The following is a 21,292-nucleotide window of genomic DNA, read 5'->3' on the forward strand; positions in this document are numbered from 1 at the left end:
TTTAATGATAAGGCGGCCACCGCGATCTACACTTATGCGATCGTCGGCAGCGTCAGATGTGTATAAGAGACAGCCGTAACCCGGTGGCGGGCCGTAGCCCGGATAGCCAGGCGGCGGCGCGCTCAACGTGTTCCGCGGTGTTTACGGACGGGCCCGTCGTTCGTCATGGGCTCCATCCTGTCGGTGGTCCGGGCATTTCTCAATCATGGCCAGGCGGTCGGCGCGTAGCGTCTCTGGCATGGCCGAACTCAAATCCCGGCTGCGGGCCGACCTGACCGATGCGATGAAGAGCAAGGACAAGCTGCGCACGGCGACCCTGCGCCTACTGCTCGCCGCGATCCAAACCGAGGAAGTCTCCGGCAAACAGGCCAAAGCCCTCTCCGACGACGAAGTCATCAAGGTGCTGGCGAGGGAGTCGCGCAAGCGTGCCGAGTCGGCGGAGATCTACACCCAGAACGGCCGCGGGGAGCTCGCCGCCAACGAGCACGCCGAGGCGCGGATCATCGACGAATACCTGCCGACGCCGTTCACCGAGGCCGAGGTGGCCGACGTCGCGGACACCGCCATCGCCCAGGTCGCCGAGGAGATCGGCGAGCGGCCGAGCATGAAGCAGATGGGGCTGGTGATGAAGGCGGCCACCGCGATCGCGGCGGGCAAGGCCGACGGCGCCCGGTTGTCGGCGGCGGTCAAGGAGCGGCTGTAGCGACCACCACCCGGGTGCCGTCCGAGGCCCGCCTGGTGACGCGCCGGGCGTCGAGCTGTTCCAACAACGGCACGGCGACCCGGCGGGTGGTGTCGAGCGCGCGGCGCGCGTCGCTGACGGTGAACGGCTGGGGCAGCGTCGCGAGCACGGCCGCCGCCCGGTCCAGCGCGCCGGACCCGAGCACGACGCCGTCGGCGATCCGGGTCAACCGCCCGGCGCGCACCGCGGCGGCCAGCTCCCGGGGCCCGAGCTTGAGCTCGGCCAGTTCGTCGGCCTCCGGTGCCCGAAAGGGCCCGGCGGCCAGCCACTCCTCGATGGTGCGCACCGCCTTGTCGACGCGGGCCGGCAGGGCCGCCCCCGGCGAACGGACCAACCCGTCGACCACCTGAAGTCCGGTGCCCTCCAGCAGCGTGGGCAGTAATTCAGCGGCGGGCAGGCCGGCGCGCTGCCGCAACGTCTCGAGCGGCATTCCCGCCGCGATGTCGTGGTCCTGGGTCCAGCCCCGCACCGCGGCGGTCGCGCACTCGCGCCGCGCGGCCCACCACTGCGGCTCCACCACCCAGTCGCCCACCCGTAGCCCCGAAGGCGGCAGGCCCATCGCGCGCAGCTCGTCGGCCCGGGCGTAATCGGGCGGACGGACGCGGCCGGTTGCCAGCTCCGCGCCACGATCCCTGGCCGCGCCGCGGCGACGCAGCGCCGGCGGCCGGACGTCGAGCACCTCGATTCCCGCCGGGATCCGGTGCTCCCCGGGATCGCGCAGCAGCCCGATGTCCGAAACCCGCAGCGGCAGGGGCTTCGCCAGCCGCAGCCGGGCCGCCGCCTCACCCAGCTGCCGCACCTGCACGGGCACGGCCGCGGACCCGATGTGCAGTACCAGCTGGCGGTGCAGCGCGTCCGCCGAGCGCAGCGCGACGTCGATCTCCGAGGTGTCCAGCCACACGCCCGGCGTCCGAACGGTGTCGCCGCGGCCGATGTCCCGGCGGTCCACGCCGCGCAGGTTCAGCGCCACGCGCGCCACCGCACCGACCGCCGACTCGTCGCGGCTCAGCGATTGCAGCCCGCGGACCGTGACGCGCCGGCCGGCGTGTTCCAGCTCGTCGCCCACCCGAATCGTGCCGGCCGCCAGGGTGCCGGTCACCACCGTTCCCGCGCCCCGGACGGTGAAGCTCCGGTCCACCCATAGCCGCACGTCGGCACCCGCGTCCGGAACCGGCAGCCGGTCGGTCAGCGCCAGCAGTTCCGCGCGCACCCGCTCGAGGTCGGTGCCGATCGCGACGGCAGCCCCGGCCAGCGAGGTTGCGGCGAACCGTTCGCGCGCCTGCTCGATCGCCGGACCGGGATCGGCGAGGTCGGCCTTGCTGATCACCAGCAGCCCTTGGCGGACACCGAGGGCGTTCAGCGCCCCGAGGTGTTCGTCGGACTGCGGCATCCAGCCCTCGGTCGCGGCGACGACGAACATGACGGCGGGGACCGGGCCCACCCCGGCGAGCATGTTGGCCACGAACCGTTCGTGGCCCGGCACGTCGACGAACGCCAGCCGGCGCCCGCCGAGCTCGGTCCACGCGAAGCCGAGGTCGATGGTCAGACCCCGGCGCCGCTCCTCGGCCAGCCGGTCCGGCCACATGCCGGTGAGCCGGTGCAGCAGGGTGGACTTGCCGTGGTCGACGTGCCCGGCGGTGGCTATGACGAACATGCGAGCACCGCCGCCGCCAGCCGCGCGTCGTCCTCGGGAGCGACCGTGCGCAGGTCGAGCAGGCACCGGCCCGCCTCGAGCCGGCCGACGACTGGCGGGCTGGCGGCGCGCAGCGCGGCGGCGTAGGACTCGGGCAGGCTCACCGCGGCGCTGGGCAGCTGGACGTCCGGCGCCCCGCCGCCGCCGACGGCCGCGATGCAATCCACCACCTCGGCGCCCGGCAGCGTGGCGGCCAGCGACTCGGCGCGCGACCGCAGCTCCGCCACGTCGGCGATCAGCGCGTCGGCCACCGGGGTTGGCGGGCCGGTCAGGGTCGCTTCCAGGGCGGCGAGGGTGAGTTTGTCCACCCGCAGCGCGCGCGCCGCCGGGTGCCGGCGCAGCCGCTCGATCAGCTCGGCGTCGCCCAGCAGCAGGCCGGCCTGGGGGCCGCCGAGCAGCTTGTCGCCGCTCGCGGTGACCAGGTCGGCGCCATCGCGCAGGGTCGTCGTGGCGTCGGGCTCGTCGGGCAGCAGGGGGTGCGGGGAGAGCAGGCCGGAGCCGATGTCGACCACCAGGGGCACGCCGAGTTTCGCCAACTCCGCCACGCCGACCGCCGAGGTGAACCCGGTGACGTGGAAGTTGGACGGATGGACCTTCAGGATGAAACCGGTCTGCGGCCCGATCGCCCCGGCGTAGTCGCGCAGGCTGGTGCGGTTGGTGGTGCCGACCTCGCGCAGCCGGGATCCGGTGGAGGCCAGCAGCTCGGGGATGCGGAACCCGTCCCCGATCTCGACGAGCTCGCCGCGGCTGAGCACGATCTCCTTGCCCGCGGCGAGCGTCAGGGCCGTCAGCAGCAGCGCGGCGGCGTTGTTGTTGACCACGTGCACGGCGCCTGCGGTGGGCACCGCCCGGGCCAGCGCGGCCAGCGCCCCCCGGCCCCGGCGGCCGCGGCGGCCCGTCGCCAGGTCCAGCTCCACGTCCGTGGTCCCCGCCGCGGCGACCACGGCGTCGACGGCGGCCCGCGACAGCGGCGCCCGGCCCAGATTGGTGTGCACCACGACGCCGGTGGCGTTGATGACCGGCCGCAGGCTCGACGCGGTGGCCGGAAGTGCGGCGACGGCGTGCTCGGCGACGCGCTCGGGTTCGATCTCCCCCGCGCGCGCCCGCTGCTGCGCATCGGCGATCACGGACTTCACCAGATCGCGGCCCAGCACCCGCTGGGCTTCGGCCAGGCGCGGATCGGCGAGCAGCGTGTCGGTGCGCGGCACCCGGCGGCGCGGGTCGGTCATGTCAGGCTCGAAGAAGTATGGCGGAGGCGGACGGGAATCGAACCCGCCAGCGGCAGCGTCTGCCGTTCGACGGTTTTGAAGACCGCGCCGGTCACCAGACCGGACACGCCTCCTCGAACCATAGGGACAAGTATGGACGCGTGACCTATCGACTGACCCAGTACGCCCACGGCGGCGGCTGCGCCTGCAAGATCCCGCCCGGCGAGCTGGAGGATGTGGTCCGCGGGCTGGGGGCGAGCGCGCCGCGCGACCCGGTCGGTGAGTTGCTGGTCGGCCTGGACCATGGCGACGACGCCGCGGTGGTGCGCATCGAGGGTGGCGCGGCGCTGATCGCGACGACGGACTTCTTCACCCCGGTGGTCGACGACGCCTACGACTGGGGCCGCATCGCCGCCACCAACGCGCTGTCCGACGTATACGCGATGGGCGGGCGTCCGGTGGTGGCGGTCAATCTGCTGGGCTGGCCGCGCGACGTGCTGCCGTTCGAGCTGGCGGCCGAGACGCTGCGGGGCGGGCTCGACGTGTGCGGCCTGGTCGGCTGCCACCTCGCCGGCGGCCACAGCGTCGACGACCCGGAGCCGAAATACGGGCTGGCCGTCACCGGGATCGGCGACCCGAACCGGTTGCTGCGCAACGACTCCGGCAAGCCCGGCATGCCGCTGTCGCTGACCAAGCCGCTGGGGGTCGGCGTGCTGAACAGCAGGCACAAGGCCACCGGCGAGCGCTTCGAGCAGGCGATCGAGGCGATGACCACGTTGAACGCCGACGCGGCCGCGGCGGCGCTGGCCGCCGGTGTCGAATGCGCCACGGACGTAACGGGTTTCGGGCTACTCGGGCACCTGCACAAGCTGGCACGGGCCAGCGGCGTGACGGCGATGATCGACGCCGCGGCGGTGCCCTACCTGGAGGGCGCGCGGGAGGCGCTGGCGGCCGGCTACGTCAGCGGGGGCACGCGGCGCAACCTCGACTGGGTGGCCCCGCACGTCGACCTGTCCGCGGTCGACGCGGAGGAGGCGCTTTTGCTCGCCGACGCGCAGACCTCGGGCGGGCTGCTGATCGCCGGCGAGATCCCGGGCGCGCCCGTGATCGGGGAGCTGGTGCCGCGCGGCGAGCACACCATCGTGGTGCGGTGAGCGGGCGGGGTTTCGGGCGCGCGCACTAGGCTCAGGGGCATGGCCCCAAAAAACACGATGCGCAAGCTTTTCCTGGAGTGGCCCGTCGTGCGTCAGCTGCGTTCACCGGACAAGCTCGGCCGCGGGTCGGCCGTGACCTCGAAGCGCACCCGCGCCGTCACGCCGCGCACGACGACGGCCGACCGCGTGGTGCAGAGCATCTGCCCGTATTGCGCGGTCGGTTGCGGCCAGCGCGTCTACGTCAAGGACGAGCGGGTGGTGCAGATCGAGGGCGACCCCGACTCGCCGATCTCGCGAGGCCGCTTGTGCCCCAAGGGCGCTGCCAGCGAGCAGCTGGTGAACTCGCCGGGCCGGCAGCTGCAGGTGCTCTATCGTCCGCCGCGGGCGACCGAATGGCAGCCCCTCGAGCTGGACACCGCGATCGACATGATCGCTGACCGGTTCGTCGAATCTCGCCGCCACACCTGGCAGGACATCGACAAGAAGGGCAACCTGCTGCGCCGCACCATGGGCATCGCCGCGCTTGGCGGGGCGACGCTGGACAATGAAGAGAACTATCTCATCAAGAAGCTCTTCACCGCCGCGGGCGCCATTCAGATCGAGAACCAAGCCCGCATTTGACACTCCGCAACGGTTCCCGGTCTGGGAGCCTCCTTCGGGCGCGGCGGCGCCACCCAAACACTGCAGGACATGGCCAACGCCGATTGCATCGTCATCCAGGGCTCCAACATGGCCGAGTGCCACCCGGTCGGATTCCAGTGGGTCGAGGAGGCCCGGGCCCGCGGCGCGCGGGTGATCCACGTCGACCCGCGCTTTACCCGCACCTCGGCGGTGTCGGACAAACACATCCCGATCCGGGCCGGTTCGGACGTGGTGTTGCTCGGCGCGCTGATCAACCACGTCTTGACCAATGATCTGTGGTTCTCCGAGTACGTCGTCGCCTACACCAACGCAGCCACCCTGATCAACGAAAAGTTCAGGGACACCGAGGATCTGAACGGTCTGTTCTCCGGCTTCGACCCCGAGACCGGGCAGTACGACACGTCGACGTGGGCCTACGACGAGGAGGGGAACGGCCAGATCGAGTCCCCGGGTGGCGGCCATACACACGGGGCGTCGGCCGCGCAGAGCGCGGCGGGCCACGAGCACGGCAGCGGCGGTCCGCCGCTCGAGCACGCCCGCGTCAAACGCGATGAGACCCTGCAGCACCCGCGCACGGTGTTCCAAATCCTCAAGCGCCACTACGCCCGCTACACGCCGGAAATGGTCACGGACGTCTGCGGCATCAGCCGCGCCGATTTCGACTACCTGGCCCGCTCAATCGTCGAGAACTCCGGGCGCGAGCGCACCACGTGCTTCGCGTACGCCGTCGGGTGGACGCAGCACACCCTGGGCGCCCAATTCATCCGCACCGCAACCATTTTGCAGCTCCTACTGGGCAACGTCGGCCGCCCCGGCAGCGGCATCATGGCGCTGCGCGGCCACGCCACCATCCAGGGCTCCACCGACATCCCGACCCTGTTCAACCTGCTGCCCGGCTACCTGGCGATGCCCAAGGCGGGCACGCACGACACCCTGGCCGACTATCTCGACGCGGTGGGATCGAAGAAGCAGAAGGGCTTTTGGGCCAACTCCGACGCCTACGCGATCAGCCTGCTCAAGGCGTGGTGGGGGGAGGCGGCCACCGAGGACAACGACTGGGCCTACGACTACCTGCCGCGGCTGTCCGGCCCGCACGGCACGTATCAGACCGTCGTGGGCATGCTGTCCGACGAGGTTGAGGGCTACTTCCTGCTGGGCCAGAACCCCGCGGTCGGGTCGGCGCACGGCCGGATGCAACGCATGGGCATGTCCCACCTCAAGTGGCTGGTGGTGCGCGACCTCAACCTCATCGAGTCGGCCACCTGGTGGAAGGACGGGCCCGAAATCGCCTCGGGCGAACTGAAAACGGAGGACATCGAGACCGAGGTGTTCTTCTTGCCCGCTGCCACGCACGTGGAGAAGGCGGGATCGTTCACCCAGACCCAGCGCCTGGTGCAGTGGCGGCACAAGGCCGTCGAGCCGCCGGGCCAGTGCCAGAGCGAGTTGCAGTTCTTCTTCGAACTCGGCAAGCGGATCAGGCAGCGGTTGGCCGGGTCGACCGATGAGCGCGACCGGCCCCTGCTGGACCTGACGTGGGACTACCCGACCGACGAGCGCGGCGAGCCCGACGGCGAAGCCGTATTGGCCGAGATCAACGGGTATTACGCCGCCGACCGCGCTCCGCTGTCGTCGTACACCGAGTTGCGCGCCGACGGGTCGACCGCCGCCGGTTGCTGGATCTACACCGGCGTGTACGCGAACGCCACCAACCAGGCCGCGCGCCGCGTCCCGCACGGCGGTGAGTCGCCGAGCCAGCAGGAGTGGGGCTGGGCGTGGCCGGCCGACCGGAGAATTCTCTACAACCGCGCGTCGGCCGACCCGGACGGCAAGCCGTGGAGCGAACGCAAGCGCTACGTGTGGTGGGACTCGGACCAGCAACGGTGGGTCGGCTACGACGTGCCCGACTTCGTCGCCGACCGGGCGCCGGGCAGTAGGCCCGACCCGGACGTCGGCGGTCCCGACGCGCTCGCCGGCGACGACCCGTTCATCATGCAGGCCGACGGCAAGGGCTGGCTGTTCGCGCCGAAGGGGCTTCTCGACGGGCCGTTACCCACGCACTACGAACCGCAGGAGTCGCCGGTCGCCAACGCGCTGTATCCCCAGCAGCGAAACCCCGGACGAATCACCTTCCCGCGCAAGGACAATCTGAGCGCGCCGAGCGCCGGAGAGCCGGGGGCCGACGTGTACCCGTACGTGTTCACCACCTACCGGCTCACCGAGCATCACACCGCCGGTGGGATGAGCCGCTGGCTGCCCTACCTGTCGGAGCTGCAACCGGAGATGTTCTGCGAGGTGTCCCCGGAGTTGGCCGCCGAACGCGGACTCGAACCGTACGGTTGGGCCACCATCGTCTCGCCGCGCGCGGCGATCGAAGCCCGGGTGCTGGTCACCAAACGTGTTGCCCCGCTGGTGATCAACGGCCACACCGTGCACCAGATCGGCCTGCCGTACCACTGGGGTGTGGGCAGCGACGCCGTGGTCAGCGGGGACGCGGCCAACGACCTGCTCGGCGTGACACTCGACCCCAACGTGCAGATCCAGGAGTCGAAGGCCGGCTCGTGCGACATCCGCCCGGGCCGCCGGCCACAGGGCGAGGACCTGTTGCGCCTGATCGCCGAATATCAGTCCCGCTCGGGGGCCACCACCGAGACCGGCAATGTGCGGATCAGCGACGGCGTCTGGGAAGGGGGAGCCGATGGGTCAGCTGAGCGGACCGACCGACCCGACGAGTGACGCCGGCTGGGTCGAACCCAAGCCGCGCAAGGGATTCTTCACCGACACCTCGATCTGCATCGGCTGCAAGGCCTGCGAGGTCGCGTGCAAGGAGTGGAACCGCAATCCCCGCGATGGTGACCTGGAGCTGCTGGGTTCGTCCTACGACAACACCGGCGCGCTGGGCGCCAGCACCTGGCGGCACGTGGCGTTCATCGAGCAGGGGCGCGACCGGATCGACCAGGCGCGCGAATCGGGTCGCGCCCTAACCGAATTGGGCATGCCGACGCTTCCCGGCAACGCGCCGCGCCCAGACATCACGCCGCCGGACACCCCCGAATTCCGCTGGCTGATGTCGTCGGACGTGTGTAAGCACTGCACCCACGCCGGCTGCCTGGACGTCTGCCCGACGGGCGCGTTGTTCCGCACCGAGTTCGGCACCGTCGTCGTGCAGGACGACGTCTGCAATGGGTGCGGCACCTGCGTGGCCGGGTGCCCGTTCGGCGTGGTGGAGCGTCGTAGCGACGGCACGTACGCGACGCCCACCAAAAGCCCCGAGCGTCCCGATCGTCCCGCCGAGAAGTTCGTCACCGGGGTCGCCCAGAAGTGCACGCTGTGCTACGACCGCCTCGTCGAAGACCAGATCCCGGCGTGTGCGCAAACCTGCCCGACCACGTCGATCAAGTTCGGTGACCACGACGACCTGGTGGTCAACGCCCGGGAACGAGTCGCCGCGCTGCACGCCCAGGGTTTGACGGAGGCCCGCCTCTACGGCGCCAACGAACACGACGGCGTGGGCGGCACCGGCTCGATCTTCCTGCTGCTCGACGAGCCGGAGGTCTACGGCCTGCCGCCCGACCCGCGCGTGTGCACGGCGGACCTGCCCCAGATGTTCAAACGAGCGGGCATGGCCGCGGCGGGGATGTTCGCCGCCGCGGCGGTGGCGTTCTGGAAGGGTAGATGAAAAGCCCATGAGCACTTCGGAATACGACAGCCTGCGGCCGCCGGAGCCCGCGGGCGGCAAGCGCCGCAGGGGCAGGCGGGCGGGCCGCCGGGGCGGCGGCGACGGTGCGCGCGAGATGCCGATGGTCCCGGATGTCGAGTTCAGCTCGTACTACGGGCGCCCGGTCGTCAAGCCGGCGCCCTGGGGACATGAGGTTGCGGCGTACCTGTTCCTGGGTGGCGTCGCGGGCGGGTCCGGCCTGCTCGCGGCCGGGGCCCAGCTCACCGGGCGAGACACATTGCGCCGCAACGCCAGGCTGTCCGCGTTGATCGCGGTGATGCTGGGCGCGGTCGCCCTGGTCAAAGACCTGGGCCGGCCCGAGCGTTTCGTCAACATGCTGCGCACGGTCAAGCTGACCTCGCCGATGAGCATCGGCTCGTGGATCCTCAGCTTCTTCAGCGCCGGCATCGGGGTGGCCGCGGTGTCCGAGGTCGACCGGATGACCGGTGAGCGAATCCCGTTGGGGCCGTTGCGCCCCGTTCTGCGCGCCGTGGAGGGACCCGCCGGGTTGGAAGCCGCGGTCTTCGCGCCGCCACTTGCGGTCTACACGGCGGTGCTGCTCACCGATACCGCGACCCCGACGTGGAATGCCGCGTACCGAGACCTGCCGTTCGTGTTCGTGAGTTCGGCGAGCCTGGCCGCATCGGGATTGGCGATGATCACCACCCCGGTCGCCGAGGCGGGGCCCGCTCGCAGGCTGGCCGTCATCGGCGCGACCGCTGACCTGATCTCCGCCAGGTTCACCGAATATCGGATGGACCCGGTGACCAGGGAACCGCTGCACGAAGGCAGGCCCGGCCGGCTGCTGGCCTGGAGCGAACGGCTGGCCGCCGCGGGCGGTCTGGGCGCACTGCTCGGCGGACGACATCGCGGCGTCGCCGCCCTGTCCGGCCTGGCGCTGCTGACGGCGTCGGCAATGCTGCGGTTCGGCTTCTTCGAGGCGGGGCTGGAGTCGGCCCGCGATCCCCGCTACACGATCGAACCCCAGAAGCGCCGGCTTGAGGCGCGCCGGGCCGCCGGGGCCGCCGGCGACTCGATCACCACCGCGGGCTGAGCACTGGCGCGGTTTGCGCCAGGCGGACCGGGGTAAGCATAGGAACATGACGAATTTTGGCTACACTCTGATGACCGAGCAGAGTGGACCCAATGACCTTGTACGGCAAGCTGTTTCAGCCGAAGAGCGGGGTTTCGACTTCGAGGTGTGCAGTGACCACTTCTCGCCCTGGCTGACCACGCAGGGGCATGCGCCCAATGCCTGGACCGTGCTGGGCGCGGTGGCGCACGCCACCGAACGGGTCGACCTCTACACGTACGTGACGTGCCCCACGATGCGCTACCACCCGGCGATCGTCGCTCAGCAGGCCGCGACCGTGCAGATCCTGTCCGACGGCCGGTTCACCCTGGGCCTGGGCACCGGCGAGAACCTCAACGAGCACGTGATCGGCAAGGGCTGGCCGACCGTGGAACGTCGCCAGGACATGCTGCGCGAAGCCATCAAGATCATCCGCGAGCTGTTCGGTGGCCAGCTGGTGAACTTCACCGGCGACTACTTCCAGGTGGACTCCGCGCGCCTGTGGGACGTGCCCGAGGTCCCGGTCGGCATCGCGGTGGCGATGGGCGGCACCAAGGCCGTCGACAAATTCGCCCGGCTGGCAGACCACTTCGTCGCGGTGGAGCCCGACGGGGAGCTCGTCGACGCCTGGCACGCCGCGCGTCAGGCCGCCAACCTGGCGGGCGGCGGACGCGTGGTCGGCCAGATCCCGGTGTGCTGGGACCCCGACCGCGAGACCGCGATAAAACGCGCCCACGAGCAGTTCCGCTGGTTCGCCGGCGGCTGGAAGGTCAACGCCGACCTGCCGACGCCGGCGGGTTTCGCCGGCGCGACCCAATTCGTCCGGCCCGAAGACGTCGCCGATTCCATCCCCTGCGGCCCCGACCTCGACGCGATCGTGGAGGCCGTCCGGCCCTATTGGGAGGCGGGGTTCACCGACGTGGCGTTGGTCCAGGTCGGCGGCGACTCGCAGGACCTCTTCCTGAAAGAAGCAGCCGAACCTTTGCTTGCCGCGCTGCGTAAAGCGGCAGGTTGATCTAGACGTTTGGGCAGTAGCTGCCCGGGTATCCGGCTTCAATCGTGCGCACCGGTGAGTACGGGCGATGCGGCGCGCGAACACCGGCTGGCAGCGCCGACTACCCGAAGATCCGCAAAGGGGCTGTCTTGCAGCACCTTTGCCCCGATTCGCGTTCGCCGTTAGGCAAGGAGAGTTGACGATGGGCGATCGATCCGCCACCACCTCCGCTCTGGTCAAGGCACTCAGCGGCGCCAGCTTCGGGCTGGGTTTGAGCGAGCTGATCGCCCCGGGAAAAGTTGCTGCCGTTGCGGGAGTCGACGACACCCCCCGGTCACGAAAGGTCATCCGCGCGCTGGGCGCGCGTGAATGCGGCCACGGCGCCGCGCTGCTGGGCGGCCCCGACAAGCTGGTGTGGACCCGGGTGGCCGGCGACGTCCTGGACATGGCGCTGTTGATGGCCGGGGTGGCCGCGCGCGGCCCGGGACGGCGGCGGCAGGGCACGGTGTCGGCCGTGCTGCTCACCGGCATAGCGGGCCTCGACCTCTACACGGCACTGCGCACTGTCAACGGCGGCGGCCGGCACGTGAACGGCGCCCGGCACCGCACGCTGCGCGCGGCGGTCACCGTGCGGCGCTCGCCCGAGGAGGTGTACCGGTTCTGGCGTGATCTGGAAAACCTGCCGAGCTTCATGCACCACCTGCAAGCGGTCACCCCCGGCGCCGACGGACAGTCGCACTGGGTCGCCAACGCCCCGGCCGGACAGTCGGTGCAGTGGGACGCGCAGATCACCGAGGACGACACCAACCGGCGGATCGCATGGCAGTCGCTGCCGGGCTCGGCGATCGAGAACGGCGGCAGCGTCGAATTCACGCCCACCGCCACCGGCGACGGCACCGAAGTTCGCGTCAGGATCGGCTACCACATCCCCGGCGGGCTGTTCGCGAAGGCGGCGGCAAGCCTGTTCGGCGAGTCCCCCGAACAACAAGTCAACGACGACCTCCGGCGCTTCAAGCAGATTCTTGAAACCGGCCAGGTGCTGCGTTCGGACGGGTCTCCCGAAGGGACGGCGGCGGCCCGGCAGCTGCACCAGCAGCCCGCTCAACCGAACGAAGGAGCCAGCGTATGAAAGCCACCGTCTGGGCGGGCCGCAACAGCGTCCAGGTGGAGTCCGTTCCGGACCCCAAGATCCTCAACGACCGCGACGCCATCGTGCGCATCACCTCGACGGCGATCTGCGGTTCCGATCTGCACCTCTACGACGGCTACATCCCCACCGTGAAGCACGGCGACGTGCTCGGGCACGAGTTTATGGGCGAGGTGGTCGAAGTCGGCAAGGCGGTCAACAACCTGGCCATCGGTGATCGGGTGGTGGTGCCGTTTCCGATCGCGTGCGGGGCGTGCTCCGCCTGCCGGCGTGACCTGTATTCGCTGTGCGAGAACTCCAATCCGAACGCCGGGATCGCCGAGAAATTCATGGGTCATTCCCCGGCGGGACTGTTCGGTTACTCGCACATGCTCGGCGGCTTCGCCGGTGGTCAAGCCGAATACGCGCGGGTGCCGTTCGCCGATGTGGGCCCGCTCAAGATCGAAGACGACCTGACCGACGAGCAGGTCCTGTTCCTGTCCGACATCCTCCCGACCGGTTACATGGGTGCGGAGATGTGCAACATCACCCCCGGTGACGTGGTCGCGGTGTGGGGTGCGGGCCCGGTCGGCCTGTTCGCGATCATGAGCGCGTTCCTGCTCGGGGCGTCGAAAGTCATTGCCGTCGACCGTGTTCCGTATCGACTCGAACTGGCGAAGCAGATCGGCGCCACGCCGGTCAACTTCGCCGAAACGTCGGTCCTCGAGGAGCTTCGGGACATCACCGCCGGCCGGGGGCCCGACCATTGCATCGACGCCGTCGGCATGGAAGCGCGCAGTGGGTCCGCCCCGGTGGATGCCTATGACCGCGTCAAGCAGGCGGCGCGCCTGGAAACCGAACGCCCGCATGCCATCCGGGAAGCGGCGATGAGTTGCCGCAACGGCGGCACTCTTTCGATCGTCGGGGTGTACGGCGGCCTGATGGACAAATTCCCGATCGGGGCCGTCATGAACCGATCGCTGACCATCAAGACCGGTCAGTGTCACGTGCATCGCTATATGCGCCCGCTGCTGGACCGGATTCGCAACGGCGACATCGACCCGACCATTGTCGTGAGCCACCACCTGAGCCTCGACCAGGCGCCCCACGGCTACGAGATCTTCAAGAACAAAGAGGACCGCTGCACCAAAGTCATCCTCAATCCGACGTAATCCAAAGGGTGAAGGGGAATAGCCATGGCAAATGAATTGGAAGGCAAGAAAGTCGCGATTCTCGCCGCGGACGGCGTGGAGAAGGTGGAATTCGAGCAACCTCGTGCGGCACTCGAAGAGGCCGGCGCACAGGTCGAGCTGCTTTCGCTGAAGACCGGAGAAATTCAGGCTCGCAATCACGACCTCGAACCGGCCGGAACCTTCAAAGTCGACCGTGCGGTGTCGGACGCGTCGGTAGCCGAATTCGACGGCCTGGTACTTCCGGGTGGCACCGTGAATCCGGACAAGCTGCGGATGGACGCCACCGCAGTCTCCTTCGTGCGCGACTTCGTCGGCTCCGGAAAGCCGGTCGCGGCGATCTGCCACGGCCCCTGGACGCTGCTGGAAGCCGGTGTGGCAGAGGGCCGCACGCTGACGTCTTACCCGTCCATTCGCACCGATCTGCGCAATGCCGGCGCAAACGTGGTGGACGAGGAGGTCGTCGTCGACGGCAATTTGATCACCAGTCGCTCACCGAAGGACCTGCCGGCGTTTTGCGCGACCATTGTCAAGCAATTCGCCCATGCGCCTGCGAGTTAGCCGAAAAATGCCTTTAACCACTCCGTTTGAACCCATCGGTTTGCGGGCATTACACAGGCCAAGCAGTGATCGCCGCGGCGATCTGTCGAAAGGCCAAAGTTGACCACAACATATCCAGGACCCGCTGTCTCGGCTGCTTCGAACGTGTATCAGCCCCAGGACGATTCCCGATTACTGGTGAATGAGATGCGAGAAAGCGCGCTCATTCCGGGCCGGCGCGTTCTCGACTTGTGTACGGGCAGCGGATTCGTGGCGATCGCGGCCGCCGAGATGGGTGGCGCCGACGTGACGGCCTTCGACATCTGCCCGCACGCCGTGGGTTGCTCTCGCGACAACGCGGCCACCGTCGGCGTGAATGTCGATGTGCGCAAGGGCACTTGGAGCGATGCGCTCGACTGCGCGCCGTTCGACGTCGTCGTGTCCAACCCGCCGTACGTGCCGACACCGCCGAACGGTGACACGGAGCACATCGGCCCCGGCGCCGGCCCGTCGTGGGCCTGGAACGCCGGCCCTGATGGCCGGATGGTGTTGGACCCGCTGTGCGAAGCGGCGCCGAAGTTGCTGTGCGACGGGGGATCCCTGCTTCTCGTGCACTCGGCACTCGCCGGTGTCCGGCAATCGCTGGATTCCCTGAAGTGGGCCGGCATGGACGCCAAAGTCATTGCGTCGAAATGGATACCGTTCGGCCCCGTGATGACGGCGCGGGCGAGGTGGCTCGAGAGCGTCGGCCTGATACCCCGCGGACGCCGGGAAGAGGAGCTGATCGTGATCCGGGCGGACAAGCGGTGACTACCACCCGGGTCCAGGTGGTTGCCGGCGGGCCGGTGCTGGTGTCCGGCCCGGTGCGCATCGAGATGCCGAACGGGGAGGTCGTCGAGTCCGACCGGTTCATGGTGGCGATCTGCACCTGCCGGCGCAGCGAGAAGTATCCCTTATGCGACACCAGCCATCGCAGATGCCGGAACCTGGCCCGCCGGACGTCTAGTCCAGCGCCCTCCGCAACGACGACCGACCCTGCTGCCACGACGCCATAACCGCGTCGGCCAAACGGTCTTCGACCGCCGCGTGCGCGCGGATCCCGAACACGATGTCGCGATCGAGGTGCGGCTCCCGCTCGACGAGATCCCCGACCACGTCTATGCGCACCACGTGCTCGTGCACGGCGTCGGCCTCGACGTGCTCGGCGTAGAACTCGACGCACGCCGTTGGTGCCCCCATCCGCTGCAGGGCCTGCACCATTCGCCGGGATCCCGGCGGGGAGGTGATCTCCGTCGAAGCGAAGTGCCCGATCGCCGCGCCACGCAACTCGCGGTGCAGCCCGAACAGCGACATCAGGTTCACCGCCGCCAAAGCTTCGGCGTGAACTGCGTCCACGTAGGCCAGATACGTCGTGTCCAGATTCGCGGCCGCCATCAGATCGGCGAAAAGCTGCTGGTGCAGCCGGGGACCCTGGCCCGCGCCATACTCGTCGAATTCGATTGCCACGAAAGCCGCTTTCGCGACACCCATCAGCCGCGGGATCGCCCACGCGTGCGGATCGCCCTCTTTGAGGTGATACACGGACCGGTGGACGAAGTACTCGCGCATCTGTTGCCACGTTCCGGTGTCGCGCAGGTAATACGATGGACCCGTGCCGTCGACCGGTTCGACCGAGATGGCGTCCATTTCGGCGGCGGCGGTCTGATCCGATGCGATGGGCCCGACGTCGCGGCGCACGCCGGCCAGGAAAACGCGTTCGAGCTCGCCGCGCAGTGCCAGCAGTGCCGGATTCCATTCCCAGCCGGGGTCGACGCCCGCGAAGCCGCGGTAGTGCAGCTCGTAGCACATGCACAGCGCCAGCTGCAGATCCAGGCCGTAGGGATCCGAATCGCGCACGGACGCGCCGATGCGGGTCAGGTGGTCATGTGACGGCGGTCCGGTCAGCGCGCGTCGGACTGCGGTCGACAGCGGCCCGTGTGCCGCCGGCAGGGCGGGTTCGGTGATGATCGATGCGCGGGTCACGCCCACGACTACCCGCAATCCAGGGGCCACAAACGGTGCGGCGCCACCCCTACCCACCCTCGGCCGGCAGCCGGAAGATGATGTCGGCCGTCGTCCCGGCGGGGGTGCAGTCGAGTGCGAGCGCGGTGCTGAGCGCCCGCATCAGCACCAGGCCCCGCCCACCGTTGCCGGGGTTGACCTGCGGTGGCTTCCACGAGCCCTGGTCGCTGATCCGGGCGAGGATTTCGCCGTCGGCGAGTTCGACGTCGAGCAGCATCGTGCCCAGCGGTTGTCCGGAGTATGCGTGCTCGACGCAGTTCGTGCAGGCCTCGTTGACGACCAGCACGATGTCGGCGGCCAGTTCGTCCGGCACGTCCGCGGTGCGCAGCCATTCGGCCAACCGATGCCGGATGCCAACCAACCGCCCTGCGCTGGCTTCACTTTCGATCCGAAGCGGGGACTGCTGGTGCCGGTAGATCACCATCGCCACATCGTCGTCATACCCCGCCGCGGGCGCCAGCTCACTCAGGACCGCATCGGCGACCGAGTCCAACGGCAACGTCGTCGTCTTCGCCAGCACCGCTGCGGCGCGGTCCATCCCGTCATCGATGGACTCGTGTTTGCGCTCGACCAGCCCGTCGGTGAACAGCATCAGGGTGGAGCGGGGCGGCAGCACGCGGCTGGTCTGCGGGCGGGGGTCGGGGCGGCGGACCGCGAGCGGCACCGACGCGGCATCGGTCAACATCAGCGTCGTCCCCGGCTCGGACCCGACGAGCACGGCGGGCATGTGGCCGGCGTTGCTGTATTGCAGGACACCGGATTCGGTGTCGAGGATCGCCAGGAAAACGGTGGTGCAGTATGCGTTCGGGATGAGCGAGGCCGCCGAGTCGAGTTGCTCGAGCAGCAACGCGGGCTCTGCCCCGTTGATCAACAGCGCCCGCGCCGAGCTGCGTAGCTGGCCCATGACCGCCGCGGCCGGCAGCCCGCGACCCACGCAGTCACCGACGACGATGCCGATGCGATGGTCGCCGATCGGCAGCACGTCATACCAGTCGCCGCCGATTTCCAGGGGCGGGACCGCGGGCTCGTAGCGCACGGCGAAGCCCGGGGGCGGCTGCATCGTCGGCAGTAGGGCGCGCTGCAGGGTCAGCGATGTCTCGCGGGCGCTTTCGAATTGGCGGACGTGTTGCATGGCCAGGCTCAGGTGGCCGATGAGGACGGTCACCAGCAGCCGGTCTTCGGCACTGATCCAGCGCGGCGAGCGCAGCTCCAACCACAACGCCAGGTCGCCCGCGCCGGAGAGCACCGCCACCAATCCGTGTGCCTTGCCGGGATTGTCGGGTCGCTCAACCGTTTTGGCGGTCAGCGGCAGCTGGTGACGCGCGACCTCGAAGGTATGACGCAACCACGGATCCAGCTTGCGCCAGGACGTTTTGGACGTCTCGCCCGCCACTTGGACGGTCGGTTCGCCGTCGCCGGTCGGCCAGGAGATCGCGACCACCCGTTGTACGTCGATAGCCGTGCTGCACTCGTCGAGAGTGATGGACAGCAGCTCGTCAACGCTTTTGGCCACCGCCACCGCAGTCGCCAACCGCAGCACCGCGCTTTCCCTCGCGGCGAAGGCCCTTTCGGCGGTGATGTCACGGATCGTCCCCACGAAGACGCCTTGTTCGCTGCCGCTGCCCTGCACCGCGTTGATGCTCACCGTCACCCAAACCAGGTGCCCGTCGCGGTGCCGAATCGGTGTCTCGTAGGTGGTGGTGCCGATGCTCTGGACCAGCGCTTGCTGTTGGCGGGCGCCCTGTTGGTCGACCAACCACGGGTGCGGCCACCGGTAGGGCAGGCCCTCGGCGGGATAGCCGAGTATTTCGATCAGGGCGTTGTTCATGTCGATCACGGAGCCCTCGTGATCGGCGACGAAGAAGCCCTCCTGCAACGAATTGACCAGCGCGGTGCGGAATCTGTCGCGGTCGGCCAGTCCCTCGGCGCGGGCGCGCTCGCGCGCGAAGCGCCTGGTGCCGTCCAGGAAGCCGCGGGTGGCGATGTCGAGCGGGACCAGCAGCTGCAACAGGAATTCCAGCGCGATCGGCGCGTCTATCTGGATGTCCTTGGCCAGAACGAGGATCAGCTGGACGTGCCGCTCGATGATCGCGAGCAGGCTGACTTCCTCCTGCAGGGCTCGGCGGCCGAGCTCATATGCGGCCGCCAGGCTGTCCTCGTCACGCGCCTCCATGTAGGTGCGCAGCGCCGCGGCGTACTGGGCGTGGAACTCGTCGCTATCACTCATGTCGAGACGCCCCGATGACGAGCGGTCAGCACCATGGCATCGTCGGTTTCCTTGGCATCCTTACCGAGTAATTCCTCGGCGATGACGACTGCGGTGGCCGAGAAGTCGATGTGGTCAAGGTAGTTTTCGGCGATCCCGTCGGTGCTTATCACGAGTAGGTCTCCCGGACGGATCGAAATAACCTGCGCCGGTCTGATTTCCGGTATGCGATAGCCGACGATTCCCGCGGTAAGCCGTGCGCTGGATCGGATTTGGACGCCGGTCGGGGACTTGGCCACCACGTCGGCGGTGACGTTGCCGACGCCCGTCCAGGTCAGCGTGTTAGCGGCGAAGTCCACCCGTGCCAACGTCATCGCCACCCCTCTGGTGCCCTCCAGCACACGATGGCAAAGCTGGATCAATACTTCGAGCCGCTCCGAACTGGAGCGTTTGACCGCTTCGATGGCGCGCAGCGCAGCGGCTGCGGCATCCGGACCGTGGCCGAGGCCGTCCACCACGCCGAACAGCGCAGCTTCGCGGCCGATGTCGACTGCGAGGCCTCGATCGCCCGAGACATACTCGCTGGGCAGTGGGCGGCCCGCCCTTGCCCACTCGATCGGACCGAACCGGCCGTTGTCACGCACGGGGAGGGACCCATTTCCACATCTCGACGACCGTCCCCCGGCCGAGCGCGGACTCCACGAACAACTTGTCCATCAGCCGGCGGGAGCCCGGTAGGCCCATCCCCAACCCGCGGCCGGTCGAATACCCGTCTTCCATCGCCCGCTCGATGTCCAAGATGCCCGGTCCCTGATCCTCGGCGCGCACCACCAGAGCCTTGCGGCCCTCCCGGTCGGCCACGAAGACCCGGACGCTGCCGCGGCCGGCGTAGCTGGTGATGTTTCGCGCGATCTCGGAGATCGCCGTCGCGATCATTGTGACGTCTGTGAGGGAGAATCCCAGATCGAGTGCGAGTTGGTGTCCGGCTTTGCGAGCTTCGACGATGTCGTCGGAATTGTCGATGGCGACGACGATATCAGTCGCCACCATCGCGCCCGATCGTCGGCTTCCGCTGCGTCAGTTGACGATTCAGCAGGGCGAGGCCTTCTTCGAGGTCCAGCGCCGTATTCATGTCGTCGAACGCCAAACCCAGCTGGACCATCGCGAAGGCCACTTCCGGCTGCAGGCCGACGATCACCGTGTCAGCGCCGCGCAGCCGCGTCATGTGCGCAATGGTCCGCAGCGACCGGGCCGCGAACGAGTCCATCACGTCGATGGCGGTGACGTCGACGATGATGCCCTGCGCGCGGAACCGGCTGACCCGCTCCATGAGGTCATAGCGGAGCCGCTCGGCGTCGGAGTCGCTGAGCGCGGCCTGGACCGAGGCGATGAGGATCGCACCCTGTTTCAGGATCGGTACGGGCATGGCGCGCTCGTGTTCCTCGTAGCTATCCTGGCTGCTCGCCGGTGCGAGTGACCTCGTAGCCCAGCAGGCGCTCGGCTTCCTCGATGCCGCCCTGCAGGTCGCCGACGGCGTTCATCTTCGACAGGTCCAGCCCGATGGTCACCAGCGTCAGGGCGATTTCGGAGGACAGGCCGGTGATGATGACGCTGGCGCCCATCAGACCCGACGCGTCGACCGTCTGCACCAGGTGGTTGGCCACCGTGGAGTCGATGGTCGGCACACCGGTGATGTCGATGACCACCACTTTCGCGCGGTTCGCGCGGATGGCTCTCAGCAGTTGCTCGGTGACCTGTCGGGCGCGCTGAGAATCGAGCACACCGATGATCGGCAGAATCAGCAGCTGTTCGCGCACCTGCAGCACCGGCGTCGACAGCTCGCGGATGGCTTCCTGCTGCTGGCGGATGATGCGCTCGCGTTCCTGCACGAAGCTGACCGCCACGGTGTTGGCGATGCGGTTGGCCGCGGGTTCGTAGGCATCCAGAACCCGATTTAGCATCTCGAATTCGGTCTGGTACTTCTCGAACAACGAGCGCGCCAGCACGTCACGCAGCAACAACACGATGCCGACGACCTCGTCCGTTTCCACGCCCCGCGGAATGATGCGCTCGGATAGGTCGCGCGCGTAGGCCTGCAGCGCCTCGACGCTACCGGTCTCGAGCACCTCCACGTAGTTGTCGTAGACGGCAGTCGCCTCGGAGAACAGCTCCTCCGGCGTCATCGCGGTGAGCAGTTCGGCCTCGGTGATCCTGCGTGCCCACTCCTCGCGCAGCACGGTGCGGTTCTGCCGCAGGTGCTGGACGAGCTGTGGCAGCAGGCCCTCGCTGGAAATGCTGACCGCCTGCGCGGTGGCGCCCCCGCCGCTGAACTCCGCCGGCGAATCTGACATATTGCCTCCCGAGTGCCGGTCCGCGCCCCGCTGTGTGCAGGCTCGATTTTGCGAGACTAGCCTGGGTTGTCGCGGGGCAGGTGTTGAGGGCATATTCTTCTCGCAGTTCGCAACGCAGGCTAGGCTTGCACCACACCTGACGCCCAGGACAAAGGATCGCCATTGTCAGCTCCTGATTCGATTACCACGTTGGTTGAGGACCACGATGGGGTGTCCGTGGTCAGTGTCAGCGGCGAAATCGATCTGGTCACGGCGCCGGCCCTGGAACAGGCCATCGGCGCGGTTGTCGCGGAGAGCCCCTCGGCACTGGTCATCGATCTCTCCGCGGTGGAATTCCTCGGTTCGGTGGGCCTGAAGATCCTGGCGGCGACGTACGAGAAGCTGGGCCAGGCGACGGGGTTCGGGGTGGTCGCGCGCGGCCCGGCGACCAGGCGGCCGATTCACCTGACCGGGCTGGACAAGACGTTCCCGTTGTACCCGACGCTGGACGACGCGTTGACCGCGGTGCGGGACGACAACATCAGCCGGTAGTCGTCGCTGCGCGCGGTTGCGCAACAACGTTTTTGGTGAATTGCCAACGTCCATTGCGATATATGGC

Annotated in this window: 20 protein-coding genes and 1 tRNA gene; 12 read left to right on the forward strand and 9 right to left on the reverse strand. The window is 68.8% G+C overall.

Translation table 11 applies throughout. From position 1 onward, the window contains the following. The first annotated feature begins 238 nt into the window (after positions 1-238). Complete coding sequence (locus A5781_RS12915) at positions 239-703, forward strand: GatB/YqeY domain-containing protein (protein WP_067206135.1); 465 nt, start codon at positions 239-241, stop codon at positions 701-703. Here the strand turns inward: A5781_RS12915 and A5781_RS12920 are convergent. The 3 genes from A5781_RS12920 to A5781_RS12930 all read right to left on the reverse strand — a co-directional run bounded on the left by A5781_RS12920 (position 687) and on the right by A5781_RS12930 (position 3,777). Continuing rightward, positions 687-2,396, reverse strand: a complete 1,710-nt coding sequence (locus tag A5781_RS12920; protein WP_067206138.1) for a selenocysteine-specific translation elongation factor — start codon at positions 2,394-2,396, stop codon at positions 687-689. The two genes, A5781_RS12915 and A5781_RS12920, sit on opposite strands and share 17 nt — an antisense overlap. After that, positions 2,384-3,664 (reverse strand): L-seryl-tRNA(Sec) selenium transferase, encoded by a 1,281-nt coding sequence (gene selA, locus A5781_RS12925; RefSeq protein ID WP_067206143.1) that lies wholly within the window; start codon positions 3,662-3,664, stop codon positions 2,384-2,386. The genes A5781_RS12920 and selA overlap by 13 nt, the downstream gene beginning before the upstream one ends. A gap of 18 nt (positions 3,665-3,682) precedes the next feature. Next, positions 3,683-3,777 (reverse strand) — tRNA-Sec (locus A5781_RS12930). A gap of 27 nt (positions 3,778-3,804) precedes the next feature. On the opposite strand from A5781_RS12930, the gene selD reads away from it, so the two are divergent. The 10 genes from selD to A5781_RS25015 all read left to right on the forward strand — a co-directional run bounded on the left by selD (position 3,805) and on the right by A5781_RS25015 (position 15,131). Continuing rightward, positions 3,805-4,797 carry a selenide, water dikinase SelD gene (gene selD / locus A5781_RS12935; protein WP_067206146.1) on the forward strand — a complete coding sequence of 331 codons (993 nt, stop codon included), beginning with the start codon at positions 3,805-3,807 and terminating at the stop codon, positions 4,795-4,797. Positions 4,798-4,854: 57 nt separating this feature from the next. After that, complete coding sequence (gene fdh, locus A5781_RS12945; protein WP_231990699.1) at positions 4,855-8,172, forward strand: formate dehydrogenase; 3,318 nt, start codon at positions 4,855-4,857, stop codon at positions 8,170-8,172. After that, on the forward strand, positions 8,135-9,115 hold the full coding sequence (locus A5781_RS12950; protein ID WP_067206257.1) for a 4Fe-4S dicluster domain-containing protein: 981 nt from the start codon (positions 8,135-8,137) through the stop codon (positions 9,113-9,115). The genes fdh and A5781_RS12950 overlap by 38 nt, the downstream gene beginning before the upstream one ends. A gap of 7 nt (positions 9,116-9,122) precedes the next feature. Further along, positions 9,123-10,208, forward strand: a complete 1,086-nt coding sequence (gene nrfD, locus A5781_RS12955; protein WP_067206156.1) for an NrfD/PsrC family molybdoenzyme membrane anchor subunit — start codon at positions 9,123-9,125, stop codon at positions 10,206-10,208. Positions 10,209-10,254: 46 nt separating this feature from the next. Further along, the gene (locus A5781_RS12960) at positions 10,255-11,241 is read left to right on the forward strand and encodes an LLM class F420-dependent oxidoreductase (protein WP_067206158.1); all 987 of its coding nucleotides are present in this window, start codon (positions 10,255-10,257) and stop codon (positions 11,239-11,241) included. 181 nt (positions 11,242-11,422) lie between these two features. After that, positions 11,423-12,349, forward strand: a complete 927-nt coding sequence (locus tag A5781_RS12965; protein ID WP_067206161.1) for an SRPBCC family protein — start codon at positions 11,423-11,425, stop codon at positions 12,347-12,349. Beyond that, positions 12,346-13,518, forward strand: a complete 1,173-nt coding sequence (locus tag A5781_RS12970) for a zinc-dependent alcohol dehydrogenase (RefSeq protein ID WP_067206165.1) — start codon at positions 12,346-12,348, stop codon at positions 13,516-13,518. The genes A5781_RS12965 and A5781_RS12970 overlap by 4 nt, the downstream gene beginning before the upstream one ends. Before the next feature lie 24 nt (positions 13,519-13,542). Continuing rightward, positions 13,543-14,097 (forward strand): type 1 glutamine amidotransferase domain-containing protein, encoded by a 555-nt coding sequence (locus A5781_RS12975; protein ID WP_067206168.1) that lies wholly within the window; start codon positions 13,543-13,545, stop codon positions 14,095-14,097. A gap of 99 nt (positions 14,098-14,196) precedes the next feature. Next, positions 14,197-14,886, forward strand: coding sequence for a HemK2/MTQ2 family protein methyltransferase (locus A5781_RS12980; protein ID WP_067206171.1), 690 nt, complete (start codon positions 14,197-14,199; stop codon positions 14,884-14,886). Further along, positions 14,883-15,131 (forward strand): CDGSH iron-sulfur domain-containing protein, encoded by a 249-nt coding sequence (locus A5781_RS25015; RefSeq protein ID WP_082939325.1) that lies wholly within the window; start codon positions 14,883-14,885, stop codon positions 15,129-15,131. The genes A5781_RS12980 and A5781_RS25015 overlap by 4 nt, the downstream gene beginning before the upstream one ends. On the opposite strand, the gene A5781_RS12985 is transcribed toward A5781_RS25015, so the two are convergent. The 6 genes from A5781_RS12985 to A5781_RS13010 are packed head-to-tail and all read right to left on the reverse strand — an operon-like array spanning position 15,079 to position 20,694. Further along, on the reverse strand, positions 15,079-16,098 hold the full coding sequence (locus tag A5781_RS12985; protein WP_067206263.1) for an iron-containing redox enzyme family protein: 1,020 nt from the start codon (positions 16,096-16,098) through the stop codon (positions 15,079-15,081). The two genes, A5781_RS25015 and A5781_RS12985, sit on opposite strands and share 53 nt — an antisense overlap. A 49-nt stretch (positions 16,099-16,147) precedes the next feature. Further along, entirely contained in the window at positions 16,148-18,364 is a 2,217-nt protein-coding gene (locus A5781_RS12990) for a SpoIIE family protein phosphatase (RefSeq protein ID WP_067206173.1), read from the reverse strand. After that, on the reverse strand, positions 18,361-18,933 hold the full coding sequence (locus A5781_RS12995) for a SpoIIE family protein phosphatase (RefSeq protein ID WP_369816463.1): 573 nt from the start codon (positions 18,931-18,933) through the stop codon (positions 18,361-18,363). The genes A5781_RS12990 and A5781_RS12995 overlap by 4 nt, the downstream gene beginning before the upstream one ends. Before the next feature lie 46 nt (positions 18,934-18,979). Next, positions 18,980-19,390 (reverse strand): anti-sigma regulatory factor, encoded by a 411-nt coding sequence (locus tag A5781_RS13000; protein WP_067206260.1) that lies wholly within the window; start codon positions 19,388-19,390, stop codon positions 18,980-18,982. Further along, positions 19,380-19,769 carry an STAS domain-containing protein gene (locus A5781_RS13005; protein WP_067206181.1) on the reverse strand — a complete coding sequence of 130 codons (390 nt, stop codon included), beginning with the start codon at positions 19,767-19,769 and terminating at the stop codon, positions 19,380-19,382. The genes A5781_RS13000 and A5781_RS13005 overlap by 11 nt, the downstream gene beginning before the upstream one ends. 22 nt (positions 19,770-19,791) lie before the next feature. Continuing rightward, on the reverse strand, positions 19,792-20,694 hold the full coding sequence (locus A5781_RS13010) for an STAS domain-containing protein (RefSeq protein ID WP_067206184.1): 903 nt from the start codon (positions 20,692-20,694) through the stop codon (positions 19,792-19,794). A 162-nt stretch (positions 20,695-20,856) separates the two neighbouring features. On the opposite strand from A5781_RS13010, the gene A5781_RS13015 reads away from it, so the two are divergent. Next, positions 20,857-21,225 carry an STAS domain-containing protein gene (locus A5781_RS13015; RefSeq protein ID WP_156622699.1) on the forward strand — a complete coding sequence of 123 codons (369 nt, stop codon included), beginning with the start codon at positions 20,857-20,859 and terminating at the stop codon, positions 21,223-21,225. Positions 21,226-21,292 lie beyond the last annotated feature (67 nt).

Origin of the sequence: Mycobacterium sp. 852002-30065_SCH5024008, from assembly GCF_001665645.1 — a bacterium.
Classification (GTDB): Bacteria; Actinomycetota; Actinomycetes; order Mycobacteriales; family Mycobacteriaceae; genus Mycobacterium; species Mycobacterium paraffinicum.

What these genes read in the sequence shown, in the direction of transcription:
- A5781_RS12915 (WP_067206135.1), top strand. Translation starts at nt 239, where the DNA reads ATGGCCGAACTCAAATCCCGGCTGCGGGCCGACCTGACCGATGCGATG.
- A5781_RS12950 (WP_067206257.1), top strand. Translation starts at nt 8,135, where the DNA reads ATGGGTCAGCTGAGCGGACCGACCGACCCGACGAGTGACGCCGGCTGG.
- nrfD (WP_067206156.1), top strand. Translation starts at nt 9,123, where the DNA reads ATGAGCACTTCGGAATACGACAGCCTGCGGCCGCCGGAGCCCGCGGGC.
- A5781_RS12965 (WP_067206161.1), top strand. Translation starts at nt 11,423, where the DNA reads ATGGGCGATCGATCCGCCACCACCTCCGCTCTGGTCAAGGCACTCAGC.
- selA (WP_067206143.1), bottom strand. Translation starts at nt 3,664, where the DNA reads ATGACCGACCCGCGCCGCCGGGTGCCGCGCACCGACACGCTGCTCGCC.
- A5781_RS12975 (WP_067206168.1), top strand. Translation starts at nt 13,543, where the DNA reads ATGGCAAATGAATTGGAAGGCAAGAAAGTCGCGATTCTCGCCGCGGAC.
- A5781_RS12960 (WP_067206158.1), top strand. Translation starts at nt 10,255, where the DNA reads ATGACGAATTTTGGCTACACTCTGATGACCGAGCAGAGTGGACCCAAT.
- A5781_RS13005 (WP_067206181.1), bottom strand. Translation starts at nt 19,769, where the DNA reads ATGCCCGTACCGATCCTGAAACAGGGTGCGATCCTCATCGCCTCGGTC.
- A5781_RS13010 (WP_067206184.1), bottom strand. Translation starts at nt 20,694, where the DNA reads ATGTCAGATTCGCCGGCGGAGTTCAGCGGCGGGGGCGCCACCGCGCAG.
- A5781_RS12990 (WP_067206173.1), bottom strand. Translation starts at nt 18,364, where the DNA reads ATGAGTGATAGCGACGAGTTCCACGCCCAGTACGCCGCGGCGCTGCGC.
- A5781_RS12970 (WP_067206165.1), top strand. Translation starts at nt 12,346, where the DNA reads ATGAAAGCCACCGTCTGGGCGGGCCGCAACAGCGTCCAGGTGGAGTCC.
- A5781_RS12920 (WP_067206138.1), bottom strand. Translation starts at nt 2,396, where the DNA reads ATGTTCGTCATAGCCACCGCCGGGCACGTCGACCACGGCAAGTCCACC.